This is a genomic window from Macrococcus sp. PK (assembly GCF_022501545.1).
Lineage (GTDB): Bacteria > Bacillota > Bacilli > Staphylococcales > Staphylococcaceae > Macrococcoides > Macrococcoides epidermidis.
In genome coordinates this window covers 88467-102796 of the sequence record NZ_JAEPRF010000007.1, presented here as the reverse complement: position 1 = coordinate 102796, position 14330 = coordinate 88467, and the positions used below count along the sequence as shown (strand labels likewise).

Sequence of the window (14330 nt, the reverse complement as noted above, 5' to 3'; positions counted from 1 at the left end):
TTTTAATCTGAGGTCAAAGACCTATGACTTAAATCACAGTACTTATTATAACCTAAATAAGATGTTAGTTAAATTAATCGGGCTAAATATTTTAAATTCAATGAGAAAATAAGTCTTTTCATTGAAAATGCTATACGTATTGAGATGTAGGGTGTACAATTTATTTATTATTTAGGGAGGTACTTATGCATATTATTTCTATGATATTAGCAACGATTGTATTTATTGAACATATTTATATTATGATTTTAGAAATGTTCTTTAGTGATTCGAAACGTGCTGCAGAAACATTTGATATTAATTATAATTTCCTACAAGATGACCGCGTCAAAACTTTGTTTAAAAACCAGGGACTATATAATGGTTTTCTGGCAGCAGGATTAGGTTACGGATTATTTGTTAGTCATAACCAAATTGAGATTACAACAATGTTTGTTATATTCGTTATTATTGCTGCCGTATACGGCGCAATGACCAGCAGTAAAGGCATCTTGATCAAGCAGGGCTTACCTGCTACCCTAGCATTGATTGCTATAATAATTTTTAAATTAAATAAGAGCATCCGATGATTTTTTCATCGGATGCTCTTATTTTATTTTGCCGCAATAACTGCGCCATCATATTTCTTATTAATGTAATCTTGCATTTCTTTGGATTGTAAAACTTTGATTAATGCTTTTAATTTTTTACTATTTTTATCCTCTTCGCGAACTGCAATTAAATTTGCATATGGAGAATCTTTACCTTCAACTGCAATTGAATCTTTAACTGGATTTAATTTATTATCAATTGCGAAATTAGAATTGATAATCGTCGCATCCCCTTCATCATTTTTAAATGACTTCGGTAAAAATTCAGCAGATTGTTTGTTGTTAAATTTAAAGTTCTTCTTATTCACTTTAATATCTTTAAATGTTGCAGTAATTGGATCAACGCCAGATTTTAATTCGATTAATCCTGCTTTTGTAAAGAATGATAAGAAGCGTCCTTCTTCAGCTGGGTTATTCGACACATAAATTTCAGCGCCTTCTGGTAAGTCTTTTAATGAACTATATTTATTTGAATACACTGCCATCGGTTCTAAATGTACATTACCTATAGAAGTTATTTTATATTTTTTAGATTTTTTCTCGATGTTTAAATATGGTGTATGCTGGAAAAAGTTTGCATCTAGTTCACCTTCGTTTAATAGTCTGTTTGGTGTTGTGTAGTCATTAATGACTTTAATCTTTAAATTGTAACCCTCTTTTTTCATCATCTTTTTCGCATGTTCCAATATTTGACCGTGAGGTGAAGGTGAGGCACCTACTAGTATCGTTTCATTTTGTTTCGTACTATCTTTACCTTCTAATACTAAACCTAGTATCGCTATGATTAATAAAATACTCGTAATCGTATAAAACTTTTTCATCATGACATCTCCTTATCTTTTGTCAACATGTTTAACAATCATGTCACCAATCCATTGAATTAAGAAGACAATGATTAAGATTGCAATGGTTGCAACTAAAATCACATCATTTTGACTTCTTGTAAATCCGACTAAATAGGCTAAGTTTCCTAGACCACCAGCGCCGATAACACCAGCAATCGCTGTAGATCCGACTAAAGCAATCGCTGTAACTGTGATACCTGAAATCAATGCAGGTAAACTTTCTGGGATTAACACTTTATTAATTAAAGTCCACGTGTTGGCGCCCATTGATTCCACAGCTTCAATAACACCTTTATCAATTTCTTTTAAAGCAATTTCAACGAGTCTTGCGTAGAATGGTGCAGCACCAATGATTAATGCTGGTAAAGCACCTTTCACACCACTAATCGTGTTCATAATAATACTCGTAAACGGAATCAATAAAAGAATTAAAATAATAAACGGTACCGCTCTAAATAGATTTACGATAAAGGCGAGAATTGCATATGATACTTTAGACGCATTTGTCTTACCTCGTGAAGTAAGAAATAATAAAATACCGATGATTAATCCAAAGATAAAAGTAAATACAGTTGAGATATACGTCATGTATAACGTTTCATAAATGGCAGTCCAAACATCTGGCCAAATTACATTTTTAAATGTAAACATCTCTTGTAAGTTCGCTAATAATTTATCCATGTCGTTCCACCTCAATTTCTACACCGTGCTGAATCAGTTCCAGCTCAATTTGTTCAATCGGAATATTATTTTGATTAATATGGACGATTAAGTGACCATATGAACCATTACGAGTATGTTTAACATTTCCTTCTAATATATTCATTTCTAAACCATACTTTTGAATTACTTTACTTACAATAGGTTGACCAGTCGTTGAACCAACGAACTTTAATTTAATAATAGTGCCTTCTGGATATGTCTTATTAATTTCTTGAATAGATGTTTCAACTTCATCCTCATTTAAATCATCACGGACAAAACGTTTCGTAATCGCTGTTTGAGGTCTATTGAAGACGTTAATAACTTCACCAAGCTCAACAATTTTACCGGCTTCCATTACTGCAACACGACTACAAATCTTACGAATAACAGCCATTTCATGCGTAATTAAAATCATAGTAATATTTAAACGTTTATTAATTTCAACGAGTAAATTTAAAATTTCATCAGTCGTTTGTGGATCTAATGCGCTCGTCGCTTCGTCACATAATAATACTTCCGGATCATTACTTAAAGCTCTCGCAATTCCGACACGCTGTTTTTGACCTCCTGATAATTCAGAAGGATATGCTTTCTCCCTCCCTTTTAATCCGACAAGCTCGATTAAAGATTTGACTTTATCATGTTGTTCCGCTTTTGGAACGCCTGCGATTTCTAGAGGTAATGCGACGTTATCGTATACAGTACGTGACCATAATAAATTAAAGTGCTGGAATATCATGCTGATTTTTTGTCGACGCTTAAGTAATTCTTTTTTACTTAAATAGTTAAGTACTTCACCGTTAATTTGCACTTCACCACTCGTCGGTAATTCTAAACCGTTAAACATTCTAATCATTGTACTTTTACCTGCGCCACTGTATCCGATAATACCGAAGATTTCACCTTTCTCTATGTTTAAGTTGACGTTATCAACCGCTTTTATATTGCCCTTTTTTGTGTTGAATATTTTTTCAACATTCGTTAATTGAATCATGACGTTCCTCCTCGAATTTTCCACAAAAAATACGTCTTCCTCACAAAGAGAAAGACGCAAAATAATATATTGTGAATTTCTCTCATCTTCTAAAGTTAAAAAACTTTATGTGAATTGGCACCTTGTCTAAATGACGGTTGCCGGGCTTCAAAGGGCACATCCCTCCACCTCTCTTGATAAGAGCGTATTTAGTTGTTTTATGAATATGTTCTTTATCTTAAGTCAATTTGAAGTATTCGTCAACAGTAAATTTAAATTTTCATACAAAGTTGTGACGGACTCAAATTGATAAGATATATTTTCGACTGTACCGTTACGTACAAACAATAGTACAGGCACACTTTTAATTTCGTAATACTGACTTAAATTTTCATAATAATTTAAATCAATTTTAGTAACTGGTATGTTTAGAGATGCAGCAGTAATATCCAACATCTTTTCTGCGAGCTTACATGTACCACAAAATGGGGTATATCCAAATAGAATAAATGGTTGTTCTGATATTTCAAATTGCAAAAGCTGATTTAAGTTCATATTGCGCGGGCTTACCTTTCCAGACAAATTGTTGTTTTACATCAAACTGATGTTTCATCATCGTTCTTGCTAAATAATCTAGTGGACAATTACCTACCTCACCGTATTTGGGATCAATATGAATATGATTACTTTCACTCAAATGGCGTTTAAACCAGGATCTAATTTTGCGTCCAGCTTTATCGCTATCGGTCATAATGTAAACTTTATGATGATACAGATCTTCAATCATATCATCCAGTTTTCCGATACCCATCGTGCCATTGGTGCATATAATATGTACAGGTTCCGTTAATACTTCTTGTAATCTTAGTTTGTCACGCTTTCCTTCTACAACGATAACTTTAGTAATTACAGACATGTCCATCACCTTTTTATCATATTGTATTCAGTTTTAGCAATTTGATAATAAAAAAATTCCTTGATAAATTATTATCAAGGAAATTATACCATTTATGCGTTAATCATTTCATCATATTGTGCTTGATCCATTAATTCTTCAAGTGCAGCATCGTCAGCTTCAACTTTAATCATCCAAGCTTGATCCATTGCTGATTCGTTTACTAATTCAGGAGAATCTTCTAATTCAGAGTTAACTTCAATAACTTTGCCTGAGATAGGAGCATATAATTCAGATACAGTTTTTACTGACTCAACGCTACCAAAAGGAGCACCAACTTCGATTTCATCTCCAACTTCTGGTAATTCAACGAATACGATATCCCCTAATTCAGATTGTGCGAAATCTGTAATACCGATTGTTTTTACATTATCTTCTGATTTTACCCATTCGTGATCTTTTGAAAATTTTAAGTTTGACATTATAAACCCTCCGTTTAATTAAAGTACTATCACTATAATAATGACACATTGTAAGCGTTTATTCAATCATTTTTATAACCAAGTATCGCTATATTCTTTTTCTTTAAAGCCTAAAGTAATTTTATTGCCATTAACAGCTAACGGTCTTTTAACTAACATACCATCTGAAGCAAGTAATTCAAACTTTTCATCATCTGACTTTTCGCTTAATGTTTCTTTAAGGTTTAATGCTTTAAATTTAGCACCCTGTTTATTGAAAAGCGCATCAATATCAACATTTGTCTGCTCTACAATCGCTTTAAATTCAGCAGCCGTGGGAGTAAGTTCAACGATATGGATAGGTTCAAAACTAACGCCATGTGTTTCTAAATATTTTGCTGCCTTTCTACATGTACTACAATTTGGTAACTGATAAAATTTTATCATCATAGGCCTCCTTCTTAATTTAACCTAATATTAACAATTATTCTTAAAGGTTACAACTGCAATCCTTATCGTTTAATAATTTATTAAAAAGGTATATAATTATCATATAAATAAATTATATAAAACACTGTGAGGGAATAATTATGAGAACAATAAGTCAATATGAAGAATTTAAAGAAATTATAAATCAAGATGAGAAAGTAATCGTAAAATTCTTTGCAGATTGGTGTCCCGATTGTACACGTATGGATTTCTGGATTGATCCTATTGTAGATGAATACAATGATTATACATGGTATAAAATCAACCGTGACCAAGTACCTGAAGCTGCTGATGAGAATGAAGTGATGGGTATCCCAAGTATCCTTATCTTTGAAAAAGGTGAAAAATTAGCACATCTTCATTCTGCTAACGCAAAAACACCTGAATCAGTTAAAGCATTTTTAGCCGAGAACTTAAAATAAAATTTTAAATTTATAAACCATCCATTGATGAAATGGATGGTTTTTTTAATATGTTGAAATTAAATTATTATTCTTTCGTGCCTTATATTCTGATTCCGTTTGAGCTGTTAAATAAACCGCTCCATAAATCATTTCATCAGCCTCGCAACCTAGATGTTTTGATAACTCTGGGTGTAGTAAAGGTGGTTGTGTTTTAATACAGCTCCCTATCTTTTCTTCATATAAAGCTAATGAAAGCGTCTGCATAAAACCGCCAATCGCAAGAATATCTTCTAAATTTTCTTTTTGACGTCGATCGCGTGGACCAACGACTAACAATATACCAGCAAGTATTTTTGTTTTGTCTACATGCTGAATTTTTTTCTCTGCATTATTCTTAAATGCAACGTCAGCAAACGTCTGAGCATAGTTTTCTAATCTTTCTTTTTTCACCCACACAATGCGCCAAGGTTCACGCATACCGTGGTTAGGTGCATATGTCGCTAATTCAATCGCACGTTCTACAGCGCTATCTTCAACAGTTGTATCGACATACTGTTTAATACTTCTTCTATTTTTTATCGCATCTTTTAATTCCAAAAAAATACCTCCTCATAAATGATAACCATTATCAATTATAAAGAAGTATCATTAATTTGTAAATCATGACTTATAAAGTACAATCTGATCATGTAAATCTTTAATATGAATTTGACCTGGTGCAACAGGATTGCCAACATAGCCAAAGGTCATAGATGATCCAAATATCCCACACGCCACTCGTGTAATCTTTCCAATTTCTCCCATTGCTATACCGATAATATTTAAATTACAGTTTTGTTTTGTTTCATAAACTGCTGACATTAAGTTAAGCACATCTTTACCATCATTCGGTTTAACCGCTAGTTTACAGTAATCTGCATCTAGTTTAATCATGCGATTATATATCGCGAGCATATCTTTAATACGTGGAGTGAATTCATATTCATGGTGACTGATTAACACTAAAATATTATTCGCACGTGCCAAAACCAATAATTTATCCATATAGTCTTCGTACATCATCAATTCTAAATCGATAATATCACATAACTTTTTCTCTATCACTTCTTTAATAAGTTCAAAATAAGCATCCATCGTAATTTTTGTCTTGTTATTCATATCTTCTGTGCGATATGTAAATAAAATTTGTTTTGTTGGAAACTTATTCTTTATAAAAGCAATCTCAGATTCATAAAATTCAATTGAACCTTGTGCTAAGTCAGCTCGATATTCAACGACATCGAAATAATCGATATATTCAACCGCTTCTTTAATCACTTTTTCATCTGTGTTCTGTACATCTGATAACGTCAATATTACCTTTGGAATTGCACTACTCTGCTCTGTCAAAATAAGTCCTCCTCTTATTCATCCAATAATTAAAGTGAAAGTATGGTAAAATAGATAAGTGCTGTTAATTATTGAACAATCTCTTAAGTCTATTTTACCTTACTTGATTAATAAATTGTATCAATTATACCCATATTATAAGTTCACAAGAATTTAATTTGGAAAGCATAGTGATTAATATATGGAGGATAATAATGAAAACACTATTTGATTTAAAAACGTTACCAGGATGGAAAATAGATAACCACACGAAGATAGCCATTCGTTTAGTAGAAAACGAAGACTATATCGCGATTACAAAACCCATATACAAAAGCCATAGCATAATGGACGTTATCGAATTCACTAAAGATAGTGAAGATAATATCACTTTTAAAAATATGAACAATAATAATCAGATTATCGTATCTATTGATGAAAATGATAAGACCATTCATATCCATAATAAAGCATAGTACCTATAAGGTATTATGCTTTATTATTGAAATATGTGTTTCAATTTGTTATATTTAAATATGCTAGTTATTTTATTCATACTATCTCGGGGGCGTTACGGATTCGACAGGGGTCACTTGGGTTGGTATAGCGTGTCGGAGGGTTGTCTTCGTTATCAACACAACAGTTATAATAACTGGCAAAACAAACAATTTCGCAGTAGCTGCCTAATCGCACTCTGCACCTCTCTCAAGCATCGCCTATGTGCCTGATGTAGAGGTTCAACTTTAGTAGGATACGACGAACACTTCCGCCTGGAGTCTGTTCGTAAGAGATTAATCGGGCTAGCGATACATTCGGATGTCCGTTTTCAGATGTATCGTGAAATTCAATAACAGGACTACACACGTAGAAGTATCAATTGCAGGATCTTTGGACGCGGGTTCGACTCCCGCCGTCTCCATACATAAACCTTTTAGCCTTGTTGCTAAAGGGTTTTTATTTTTGTTCCCCCAGTATTCCCCCAATATTCCCCCATCACACGTTGATATGTAGCCATTTAGCTGATTGAATTTGTTCTATATTAATAGTGTTCTATGTATTCTTTTAACTCATCCATCAATTCAATACCAGCATCAGTTATGTGATATTTGAAAGATAAATCATTTTCAGTAGAGACAATTAGATCAGTATATCCACCATCACATAATGCATACATAATTTTTCCTATACGTTCAAAGTCTGTTGTCTGTGGCAAACCATATAAGAATACATCTTGAAGTGCTTTCAAAATAAATTCATTATCTGACATGATGACATTACCTCACTTGTAGTATAATTAAGTACAAATATATTATATAATTTTATATGCTAATGTAATAGAAAAATGTTACTGCTAAATATTTGAAATGTATAGAATATTCATTTTAACTTCCGATAATAAATGATTATGTAAACGAAAATATTTTTGAAAACAAATCATATCAACGGTTTGAAGTGTTCGTATATTTTTAGCTTTATACAAAAAATATACATTGTTGATTTAAAGCCTTTTTGAGTGTTCGGTGCTGGTCTTAAAATGAATATTTTATGCATAAGATTTGTGTTTGACCTTATTTGACTAATGACTTATAATTAAATTGTATCTTCCATAGAGATGTAGTCACTCACTTTAATTAGTGGGTGCTTTTTTATGTCTGTAACTGCAATCTACTTAAAATACTACATTTTACTATAATATACCATCTGACATTCCGATTTTAAGCACGATAACTTTTATTTTTTGGGTGATTGTGCGTAAACTCAATTTAAAATGGGCATAAGAAAACCACCTACATCAGTAAGTGGTTAGATTTTATTTTGATCTAGTAAATTATAACCTTTGCTGGTTAGTTTGAATTTTTCTTGTTCATTATTTGTATCTAATTTGATAAACTTGTGTTCAAGTAAATAATTGAACATTTCGATACTTCTTAAATCTTGCCTCGACTTTAAATAATTGTATTCTTCCACTTCAAATAATACTTTTAGTGCAACTTTCTTAGCAGTTAACATGATATGTCACACCTTTTTTAGTTGTCTTAAAATTAACACTACATTAAATTGAAGAATATAAAAGTGAGTTATATCACATTTTGAAATATTTCTTCAGTCTCCCAATAGAACATCTAACAATTTATTTATTTGTACCCTAACCGCCTTATCACTTATACCAAATATATTTCCTATACGTTCAAAGTCCATACCACGTAACAAACACATAAACATGTACTGTTGTTTAATCGTTCCCACTTGATACACTTTATCTAAAATAGCGTTAATACTTACCACATCGCTTAATTGCGTATATTCCTGTAATGCATCATTTATATTCATATCAACAGCACCATTAATATTAAAAAAATCATTATCATCAAGTTCTATATCATCACCAGCATCTATTGAATGTGTTTTATGATAATTCATAATATATCGTCTTAGTTCTGTACGTTCACTACACATCGGGTCGATACCTATAACGCTTGTGTTTATATATATTTAGTAATCTTGCATCATTACGGGCTTTGTTGCGTTTTAAACGTTCATTGTTGGTGTGCTGGTATAAGTCATATCTTAATCGGTCAATTATATCTGTATTGCCATATCTTCCATTGCTAGATAGGTAACTTTTAACCTCTCTTTGTTCGTCTTTAGAGTACGTATATAAGCACCTTTTTAAAAGATGCATATTACTATTAGATTTCTTTTTATAGCGTTCCAGGGCTTGTTTTTGTTCAATTATCCATATTGCTAACCTATCAACATTACATCCCACACTTACTAAGCCTATTGGTGTTGGTGTAGTTGTTGATACTGATAAATAATACATTTCATTAATCTGCATACTCATAAAAGCTATATTAAATCGTATTGATGATGGTGAAAAATCTCTTAATAGTTGGTACTCGGTTAAACGGTCAACTTCTTTAAATCTTAATGCTTTGGTACATCTGATTAACTTCATAGGCTCACCTCAATTATTTAGATGTCATACGTTTTACTTCTTCAATTACTTTGCGAAAAGCCTTTTCTTTTTCTTCAAAGTATTGCAGCTTTAACTCTAAATATTCCGTTCTGTCATATCCTGATGGCTTTGGTGGGAATTTATCAAAGATAGTACCGACTTTAATCATCGGATCAATTATCTTTGCTATCTTATCCATCTGCACTATTTCACTTTTAACTATTTTCTCAAATTCATAGTTCTCCATTTTCAATACCTCCATCATTGTCATTTAATTTGTCTAGTTCATTATTAATATTGTCAAAGAATTGTATTAACTTATGTTCGTTACCTTTGTTGTCGCTTGAAATAACTTTGATACGTTCTTCAATATAGCGTGTTTCTGCAACTGTTTTATCTGTTTTAACCTTATCAGTCCATAGTCCATAGCGTTTACCTAATAACTCGGCTGATTTCACACGTATCGTTGTATCTGCTCTTTTATCGACTTTCTCAATAACTTGTCCATCCCTACCCTTTAATAATGGTATAAGTTCCTCGTCTGTTTGTTCCCCTCGCATTACTGCTGTTAGAAATTCTAATACTTCTTTTTGCTGTGCGACTTTATCAGATTTGATAGCATCTAATCGTTCATCAATATATTCTGAAATGTTAGGTTTTCTAAGGTTTTCATATCCAGTAATTGCAGCAGTCTTTTCACTATATCCAGCTTTGATTGCAGCTTGTGTAGCATTGCCACTAATAATATATTCATCTGCAAACCGTCTTTGTCGTTCCGTTAGTTTCATCTTTTTCACATCCTTTAATAGCATTAAAGACTGATACACCATAAGATGCACCAGTCTAATATTTTTAATATCCGTACGGGTTACCTACAGAGTCAATTTCACTTGCACTTCTACCGTATTTATTAATAGCAGCATCCGTTGATGTATCTGTATCAAATTGAACACCTAATTGCTTTAATAAATCACCATCTTTAACGGATAAAGTACCATTCTTACAATCTTTAGTTATCGCAATAATTAGTTCATGTTTGGTGATTTCATTCGCATTAATTGTCATGATTGCTTTTAATGTATTTTCGTAAGCCATGTTTTGAACCTCCTTACTTAATGATACGGTGTTTCTCTGCTAATTTTCTCATCATGTCGTTACGTTTAGAACGTTGTTCACGTTCTCTTAATTCACGTTGCATAAATTCATTTTGTACTTGTTGACCTAATCCAGCATTGATACCATCTAAGTCTTTTTCTAAAGATTTCAATACATCTATACTGCCAACACTTCCACCACTATTGATTGTTTGTCTTAAATTTTCAAATTGATCATAGTTTACTCTAGTCATAATTATAAATCTCCTTTAAATGTAATAATATTGTTTGCAGCTACATGAATTGAAGGACTCACTAATTTACCATAATAATTAGGTGTGAACCCTCCACCTCTTGCAGCACGTTTTAAATCATCATCTTCTTCAATATATGCTTCATAATAATCTGCAAATAATGTGAATTCATCTTCAAACTTTCCATTTAATTCATTCATCTTTTTAACAACTGCATTTACTTCATCTATCTTGAGTTTGTACTCATGTAATAATTTTTCTTTATCATCCTTATATAATCTCTTCAACTTAGGCTGATTCATAATTAGTGCCATCGCTTTTTCTTTAATAACATCTTTAGATACTGTTTTCTTAGTCGCTAACTTCTTTTCGTTTTTCTTAATATTGATTTCAAGTGCTGCAATTTCTGAATACAATTCATCTGCTTTATCATCATCACCACTAGCAATATGATTTTTATAATCTGTGTTCAGTTGTGTAAATTGCTTTCTATCTTCCTGTAATTGTGTTTCAAGTTTCGTAATGCTTTCTTTATTTTCGTTACGTTCTTTATTGAATTGTTCAAATAATTTTTCATTTTTCATTCTGTATATCCTCCAAATAGTTTTGTTTTTAATTAGTGTGCTAGTGAGCCATAAGACTCACCAGCGTAAAGAGGTCAATAGCCATTCACCAAATAACTACCAGCAGTAAATGTTGCACGTCTCACGACATTCAACGGTGGCTAATTCCCTAACTTTTCTTTCTCAAGTTCTTTTAATACTGACAAGCGTTCACCAATATTCTCTACTCGTGAATATAATGATGCTTTAGCAAAATAAAAATCTACTTCATTTCTACAATAGAAATATCCGTTACGGATTGTAATTGAGCTACTTCCAATAGGTTCTCTAAAAATTGTTACTAATTCATTGATGATGATATTTAATCTTCTAAAATACTTCTCATCTTTACCTAACAATGCAACGATCTGTTTTCTTGTGATTGCTTCAGTTTTATTGTTCTCAATAATATTCTTAACATCTAAATGTTCCTGACTCATTTTTGCTTTAATTTTTAACTCTAATTGTTTTTCCATCTTCTTAATTCCTCCAGTAATTTAAATTACCGACAGAATTAAAAGGAGGTTCCTCAAATGTTTAACACTACTATTACCATGCTTATATTTTTAGTGGTAGCACGTTCACCACAACCATGTTATTTTTAGACTGCTTACAAGTTATGCAGTTGTTTTACTTCTCTTCATACATGATTATTAGATATGTTTTTAAATATCCACTACCATCAGTTATATCTCCATCAAGTTCCGTCTTAATATCAACGACATTAACCGTTTGAAGAAATTCATTTATACGCTGTTCGTACTCATCTTGTGTTTCACTTCTTGAAGTTCGTTCAAAACCAAATGCATCAATTTTCGGTTTATCATAATGAATTCTTGTTCTTCTAAAAATCTTAATTTTCATCCTGCACCTCGATTTAAAATTGCTACACTTTATACCATTACTGTAGTTATTATCATGATACTGTAGCACCTATAAACCCTATAACAACGGTATTTATACGACTTTTTACTACAAAACTACAGAAAATTATAAAGTTAGTTTAATATTTACTTCTCTTCTTTTTATCTAGTGTTATTTTTTAATTAACTTAATAAAATAATGTAGTAATGTAGCAAAAATCTTTCAAAGCCTTGATATGACAATGTTTATTCATGCTACATTACCAGCATTAGAATTGTAGTTTTTCTTTAAAACTGTAGCATTTTAATTAACTGCTTTAATTTTATTGTTCTGATATGAACGATAAGTTTTATCTCGTTTGACATCATAAGTGACATGTTCTCGTTTTGCTAATCGAGATATTGTTGTGATGTGAATATCTGAAGTAATTCTTCTAACATTCCCACCATCCCACTCATCCGGCAAATAGCGTTCAAATTGTTGTTTAAACTTCCGTTCACTTAAAGGTTTATAGTTGTTTCTATCACAGAAATTTTCATAAACCGTATATACAAAATCTTGTGGTAAATACTTAATGCTAAACTCTTTATTCCATTCATCAAATACTGCAATTTTGAAGTCATATACTGGGTCATTGTCTGCCATGAATGATTGCATCTTTTCTTGTGATGCTTTAGGAATAATAAAGTTAGCAAAGTCCATTTTTATCGCTTTAAATAGTGCATATTCCAGCACTGATTTATCTTTAATGTACATGTCTTTGATGTTCCTATTTTCTACTGATCCATTAAAGTCTGCATTGAATGGTACAATCAATATCCGTCTCAAATTACCGTGCGTTTTGTCTTTAAATCGTGGCATACCGTTTGTAGATTGAATGACAGTACAATAAAAGTTAGTGCTGTATGGTTGTTTCCGTTTAAATTCAACAAGAACCGGGTCACCTGATACAACGGACTTAAATGTACTAGAGTCATCAATATATACTCCAACTGGTACATCATCACCAATACAAACAGTTTTACCGAATAGAACGCTTGTCCTAAATTGCTTTTCAAATTCATCTACTTTTAGATATGCTACATTCTCACCACCGACGATATATTTTATAAAGTCTTGATAAGTACCTTTGGAATTGTTCCCCTCACCAACAAGAAATATCGCTTTTTTGCGTGTGTAATTCCCGTTCAGACTGTCATTGACTACCTGCCATAATAGAGTTTCAATTTCATCATCATAACAAGCTATCTCTTTTATCCATTCGTCTACATCCCAGCCATCTATATTAGGCTTAGGGGCGTTTTCAACGTAATTTGTACTGACTTTGGTGGTAAATATATAATCACTGTTAAATGGCTCTAATACGCCTTTATTTCGGTTATAAATACCATTCCCAACCGGTATCAAGTGGGGTTGCTGTGTTTTTTCACGTATCTTTGCACGGTTGCGAATATGGTAAATTACTTCATCGGCTCTATTGTTATTGAGTGATGGTTCTAACCAGGATAAATGTTTTTTAATAATTCCATAGTTTTGTGTGTATATACCATCAGTCTCAAGATACATTGCAATCTTGGTGTGTTCTTCATTATCAAAGAGAACAAAAGGTATCTCTTTCATAATCAGACTGCATACAAGCCATGTTGGTAATGCTTTAGGCTTGTTGCCATTCTTACCGTCACGAGTCCATATATCAATCAAATTATTTAGTTCAACTTCTCTTATCTGTATAAGTCTTTTCCGTAATGATTGTTTCTTAAAATCTATTAGATTCTTTAATTCTTCATCGGCTTGTTGTTGTACTTCTTCCAAAATATTAGTCATATA

The 14330-nt window shown here is 32.0% G+C and carries 24 protein-coding genes, 1 other RNA gene and 1 riboswitch; of the genes, 4 read left to right on the top strand and 21 right to left on the bottom strand.

Features of this window, described 5'->3' with window-relative positions; all coding sequences use genetic code 11:
* Nucleotides 1-185: 185 nt before the first annotated feature.
* A complete protein-coding gene (locus JJJ02_RS06190; RefSeq protein WP_240838024.1) occupies nucleotides 186-569 on the top strand; it encodes a DUF1304 domain-containing protein in 384 nt (127 codons plus the stop codon).
* A gap of 23 nt (nucleotides 570-592) precedes the next feature.
* On the opposite strand, the gene JJJ02_RS06185 is transcribed toward JJJ02_RS06190, so the two are convergent.
* From JJJ02_RS06185 to JJJ02_RS06155, 7 genes are all read right to left on the bottom strand, one after another.
* The gene (locus JJJ02_RS06185) at nucleotides 593-1411 is read right to left on the bottom strand and encodes a MetQ/NlpA family ABC transporter substrate-binding protein (protein WP_240838022.1); all 819 of its coding nucleotides are present in this window, start codon (nucleotides 1409-1411) and stop codon (nucleotides 593-595) included.
* A gap of 12 nt (nucleotides 1412-1423) precedes the next feature.
* Nucleotides 1424-2116, bottom strand: coding sequence for a methionine ABC transporter permease (locus tag JJJ02_RS06180; RefSeq protein ID WP_240838014.1), 693 nt, complete (start codon nucleotides 2114-2116; stop codon nucleotides 1424-1426).
* Nucleotides 2109-3134 (bottom strand): methionine ABC transporter ATP-binding protein, encoded by a 1026-nt coding sequence (locus JJJ02_RS06175; protein WP_240838012.1) that lies wholly within the window; start codon nucleotides 3132-3134, stop codon nucleotides 2109-2111. The genes JJJ02_RS06180 and JJJ02_RS06175 overlap by 8 nt, the downstream gene beginning before the upstream one ends.
* 79 nt (nucleotides 3135-3213) lie before the next feature.
* Nucleotides 3214-3317, bottom strand: a riboswitch (SAM riboswitch).
* 39 nt (nucleotides 3318-3356) lie between these two features.
* A complete protein-coding gene (locus JJJ02_RS06170; protein WP_396614724.1) occupies nucleotides 3357-3668 on the bottom strand; it encodes a thioredoxin family protein in 312 nt (103 codons plus the stop codon).
* The gene (locus tag JJJ02_RS06165) at nucleotides 3640-4029 is read right to left on the bottom strand and encodes a toprim domain-containing protein (RefSeq protein WP_099580397.1); all 390 of its coding nucleotides are present in this window, start codon (nucleotides 4027-4029) and stop codon (nucleotides 3640-3642) included. Before JJJ02_RS06165 ends, JJJ02_RS06170 begins: the two co-directional genes overlap by 29 nt.
* Nucleotides 4030-4121: 92 nt before the next feature.
* A complete protein-coding gene (gene gcvH, locus JJJ02_RS06160; RefSeq protein WP_111714323.1) occupies nucleotides 4122-4490 on the bottom strand; it encodes a glycine cleavage system protein GcvH in 369 nt (122 codons plus the stop codon).
* 72 nt (nucleotides 4491-4562) lie between these two features.
* Entirely contained in the window at nucleotides 4563-4916 is a 354-nt protein-coding gene (locus JJJ02_RS06155) for a Spx/MgsR family RNA polymerase-binding regulatory protein (protein WP_111714322.1), read from the bottom strand.
* A 143-nt stretch (nucleotides 4917-5059) separates the two neighbouring features.
* Here JJJ02_RS06155 and JJJ02_RS06150 point away from each other — a divergent pair, with 143 nt between their 5' ends.
* The gene (locus JJJ02_RS06150) at nucleotides 5060-5380 is read left to right on the top strand and encodes a thioredoxin family protein (protein WP_096077065.1); all 321 of its coding nucleotides are present in this window, start codon (nucleotides 5060-5062) and stop codon (nucleotides 5378-5380) included.
* Between the two features lie 45 nt (nucleotides 5381-5425).
* Here JJJ02_RS06150 and JJJ02_RS06145 read toward each other — a convergent pair whose 3' ends face one another.
* Nucleotides 5426-5959: a nitroreductase family protein gene (locus JJJ02_RS06145; RefSeq protein ID WP_239242318.1), complete on the bottom strand. Its 534-nt coding sequence runs from the start codon at nucleotides 5957-5959 to the stop codon at nucleotides 5426-5428.
* 63 nt (nucleotides 5960-6022) lie between these two features.
* A complete protein-coding gene (gene aroD / locus JJJ02_RS06140; protein ID WP_239242319.1) occupies nucleotides 6023-6751 on the bottom strand; it encodes a type I 3-dehydroquinate dehydratase in 729 nt (242 codons plus the stop codon).
* Between the two features lie 194 nt (nucleotides 6752-6945).
* Between aroD and JJJ02_RS06135 the strand changes: the two genes are divergently transcribed.
* A complete protein-coding gene (locus JJJ02_RS06135; RefSeq protein WP_111714320.1) occupies nucleotides 6946-7206 on the top strand; it encodes a hypothetical protein in 261 nt (86 codons plus the stop codon).
* An 88-nt stretch (nucleotides 7207-7294) separates the two neighbouring features.
* Nucleotides 7295-7652: a transfer-messenger RNA gene (gene ssrA / locus JJJ02_RS06130) on the top strand.
* Between the two features lie 117 nt (nucleotides 7653-7769).
* On the opposite strand, the gene JJJ02_RS06125 is transcribed toward ssrA, so the two are convergent.
* The 12 genes from JJJ02_RS06125 to JJJ02_RS06070 all read right to left on the bottom strand — a co-directional run bounded on the left by JJJ02_RS06125 (nucleotide 7770) and on the right by JJJ02_RS06070 (nucleotide 14327).
* Nucleotides 7770-7997 (bottom strand): hypothetical protein, encoded by a 228-nt coding sequence (locus JJJ02_RS06125; RefSeq protein WP_240838008.1) that lies wholly within the window; start codon nucleotides 7995-7997, stop codon nucleotides 7770-7772.
* 536 nt (nucleotides 7998-8533) lie between these two features.
* The gene (locus JJJ02_RS06120; protein WP_240838006.1) at nucleotides 8534-8740 is read right to left on the bottom strand and encodes a hypothetical protein; all 207 of its coding nucleotides are present in this window, start codon (nucleotides 8738-8740) and stop codon (nucleotides 8534-8536) included.
* A 93-nt stretch (nucleotides 8741-8833) separates the two neighbouring features.
* Nucleotides 8834-9187 (bottom strand): hypothetical protein, encoded by a 354-nt coding sequence (locus JJJ02_RS06115; protein WP_240838003.1) that lies wholly within the window; start codon nucleotides 9185-9187, stop codon nucleotides 8834-8836.
* Complete coding sequence (locus JJJ02_RS06110; RefSeq protein WP_240838001.1) at nucleotides 9180-9689, bottom strand: spore coat protein; 510 nt, start codon at nucleotides 9687-9689, stop codon at nucleotides 9180-9182. Before JJJ02_RS06110 ends, JJJ02_RS06115 begins: the two co-directional genes overlap by 8 nt.
* A 13-nt stretch (nucleotides 9690-9702) precedes the next feature.
* On the bottom strand, nucleotides 9703-9936 hold the full coding sequence (locus tag JJJ02_RS06105; protein WP_240837999.1) for a hypothetical protein: 234 nt from the start codon (nucleotides 9934-9936) through the stop codon (nucleotides 9703-9705).
* A complete protein-coding gene (locus JJJ02_RS06100) occupies nucleotides 9923-10477 on the bottom strand; it encodes a terminase small subunit (RefSeq protein WP_240837998.1) in 555 nt (184 codons plus the stop codon). The genes JJJ02_RS06105 and JJJ02_RS06100 overlap by 14 nt, the downstream gene beginning before the upstream one ends.
* 64 nt (nucleotides 10478-10541) lie before the next feature.
* Nucleotides 10542-10784 (bottom strand): hypothetical protein, encoded by a 243-nt coding sequence (locus JJJ02_RS06095; RefSeq protein WP_240837996.1) that lies wholly within the window; start codon nucleotides 10782-10784, stop codon nucleotides 10542-10544.
* A 13-nt stretch (nucleotides 10785-10797) separates the two neighbouring features.
* Complete coding sequence (locus tag JJJ02_RS06090; protein ID WP_240837994.1) at nucleotides 10798-11037, bottom strand: hypothetical protein; 240 nt, start codon at nucleotides 11035-11037, stop codon at nucleotides 10798-10800.
* A gap of 2 nt (nucleotides 11038-11039) precedes the next feature.
* A complete protein-coding gene (locus tag JJJ02_RS06085; protein WP_240837992.1) occupies nucleotides 11040-11621 on the bottom strand; it encodes a hypothetical protein in 582 nt (193 codons plus the stop codon).
* Nucleotides 11622-11761: 140 nt separating this feature from the next.
* Nucleotides 11762-12115, bottom strand: coding sequence for a hypothetical protein (locus JJJ02_RS06080; RefSeq protein ID WP_240837990.1), 354 nt, complete (start codon nucleotides 12113-12115; stop codon nucleotides 11762-11764).
* Between the two features lie 154 nt (nucleotides 12116-12269).
* The gene (locus tag JJJ02_RS06075) at nucleotides 12270-12503 is read right to left on the bottom strand and encodes a hypothetical protein (RefSeq protein WP_240837989.1); all 234 of its coding nucleotides are present in this window, start codon (nucleotides 12501-12503) and stop codon (nucleotides 12270-12272) included.
* 303 nt (nucleotides 12504-12806) lie between these two features.
* Nucleotides 12807-14327, bottom strand: coding sequence for a DNA primase family protein (locus JJJ02_RS06070; RefSeq protein ID WP_240837987.1), 1521 nt, complete (start codon nucleotides 14325-14327; stop codon nucleotides 12807-12809).
* Nucleotides 14328-14330: the final 3 nt, after the last annotated feature.